General features: G+C 63.3%; 2 protein-coding genes. Both read right to left on the bottom strand.

The genetic code is table 11. The features are described from left to right. Nucleotides 1-792: beta-ketoacyl synthase N-terminal-like domain-containing protein (locus tag JK363_RS41145; RefSeq protein WP_236076573.1), on the bottom strand; the 792-nt coding region annotated here is incomplete at its 3' end. A 20-nt stretch (nucleotides 793-812) separates the two neighbouring features. Then, the coding region (locus JK363_RS41140; RefSeq protein WP_201883444.1) for a polyketide synthase dehydratase domain-containing protein at nucleotides 813-2,378 on the bottom strand (1,566 nt) is incomplete at its 5' end.

The raw sequence follows: 2,378 nt of genomic DNA, 5'->3' as shown, positions 1-2,378 counted from the left end.
GTCGGCTGCCGCGGCGAAGGACTTGCACCTGCCGTCCGGGGCGAGGCCGCGCTGCCGGCTGAACTCCACGAACCTTGAGGGTGAGGACATGACGGTGACACCGCCCGCCAACGCCAGGGAGCTCTCACCGGAGCGCAACGACTGCACCGCCCAGTGCAGCGCCACCAACGACGACGAACACGCCGTGTCCACCGTCACCGCGGGCCCCTCAAGCCCCAGCACATACGCCACCCGACCGGACAGGACGCTGGCGGCGCTTCCTGTTCCCAACTGCGCTTCCAGCGCGGCGGGGTAGCGCCCCAGCCTGGAGGCGTAGTCCTGCCCGTTGGACCCGATGAACAGGCTGGTGTCACTTTCCCGCAGTGTGAAGGGGTCGATCCCTGCGTCTTCGATGGCTTCCCAGGACGTTTCCAGCAGCAACCGCTGCTGCGGGTCCATCGCCAACGCCTCACGCGGAGAGATACCAAAGAACTCCGGATCAAAGTTCTTGGAATCTGCCAAGAACCCCCCGTGTCGGGTATAGCTCGACCCCGCTATTTCGCTATTGGGGTTGAAGAGTGTTTCGATGTCCCAGCCTCGGTCCTCCGGAAACCCGGACACCGCATCCCCTTCGGAGATCACCAGGTTCCACAAGTCAGCAGGGCTGGCCACCCCACCGGGGTAATGGCATGCCATTCCCACGACTGCCACCGGCTCACGACTGTTTTCGGCAAGTTCGCGATTTCGTTGTCGTAGACGTTCGCTTTCCTTCACAGAGGCGCGTAGTGCGTTGATGAGCTGCTGTTCAGACATCATTACCCCAGGCTCGTGACTCAGAGGTCGCCGACGTGGTGTGCCATCTCGATGAGTGCGGCGAGATCAGCTGAATCAGCATCAGCACCGGCTGCCGCAGGTTCATCCGGCACGTTTTCGTGTTCCGTGGACGGGGAAGGGCTCGGGAACAGCTCGTCACAGAGTTTCCGCGCCATCGCCTCAGCGGTTGAGTATTCGAAGGCGAACGTGGTCGGTAGCCGCAGGCCCGTAGCCGCATTCAGTTTGTTACGCAGCTGTACGGCCTCCATGGAACCGAGGCCGAGTTCGGTGAACGCCGTCCTGGCGCCGACCTCTCCCAAGTCCTCCTTGTATCCCAGGACGGCAGCGGCGTATGTGCGGACAATGTCCACAAGAGCGCGGATTTTTGCGTTTGCGGAAAGATTGGCCAACCGGCGCCGGAGAGATATTTCGTCCGACCTGTTCGCCTGCCGAGCGCGCATTTTCCGGACCGGTCCGGCAGTTCCGATTTTCTCAGCGGATATCGGCCGCAGTGCCAAGGATTCCACCGATGCCACGGGGCGGCCTGTGGTCTGCGTAATGCTCAGTGACAGAGTGTCTGGCTGCCGCCTTGAGATCCTGCACCGCAACACGGAGGCTCCCGGCTCGTACAACGACACCCCCGTCCAGGCGAAGGGCATCCGAATCTGCTGCGCTTCCTCGTTCAGATCAGCGACCAACAGAGACTGAAGGAGCGCGTCCAGCAGCGCTGGGTGCAGGAGAAAAGAGCCAGACTCACCGACTTCTGGTTCGGGCAGCGCGACTTCGGCGAACACTTCCTGGTCGTTGCGCCACACTGCGCGAAGACACTGGAACGCCGGACCGTAGTCGTACCCGCGTTCGACCAGGTCTTCATAGACACCGCTCAGATCGAGAGGGGTGGCACCCATCGGCGGCCACTCCTCCACTTCGGTGGACCTACCAGCGTCCTGCGCTGACGACCTCACCATGCAGCCGACCGCGTGCCGCACCCAGCCCGTCTCGCTTTGGGAATGCACGCTCACCGCTCGCCTGCTGTCCGCGTCCGGCGCGGACATGGCGACCTGGAACTTGACCCTGGTGCCCCTGTGGAAGACCAGCGGCGCCTCCAGGGTCAGTTCCTCGATATGGTCCGCCCCGACTTCCGTGCCCGCCCGGAACGCCAGTTCAAGCAACGCCGATGCGGGCAAGACCATGACGCCACCGACTATGTGGTCGGCAATCCAGGGGTGAGTGCTCTCGGAGAGGCAGCCCGTGAGGAGAAGACCATCCATCTGCGCCAGTTCTACAAGCGCGTTCGCCAGGATATGGTTGATCGCTTGCTGTCCCGCAGCGTCGACATCCGGCCTGCGACTTCCATTCTCGAGCCAGTAGTGGTCGTGTTGGAAGGGGTAGGTGGGTAGTTCGATCCGCTGGGCTCCTCGGTCGGCGAAGGCGGCGTGCCAGTCGATGTCGACTCCGTGGACGTGGGCTTCGCCCAGTGACGTGAGGAAGCGGTCCATGCCACCGTCGTCGCGTCGCAGGGAACCCAGTGCCACGGCAGCGGAGTCGGAATGGTCCTCGAAGGTGTCCTGCAGGCCCATGCCCAA

It is taken from the genome of Streptomyces coffeae (genome assembly GCF_016741875.1).
In the GTDB taxonomy this organism is placed as follows: Bacteria; Actinomycetota; Actinomycetes; order Streptomycetales; family Streptomycetaceae; genus Streptomyces; species Streptomyces coffeae.
The sequence above is the reverse complement of the archived record's forward strand: the minus strand, read 5'-3'. Positions and strand labels throughout refer to the sequence as shown.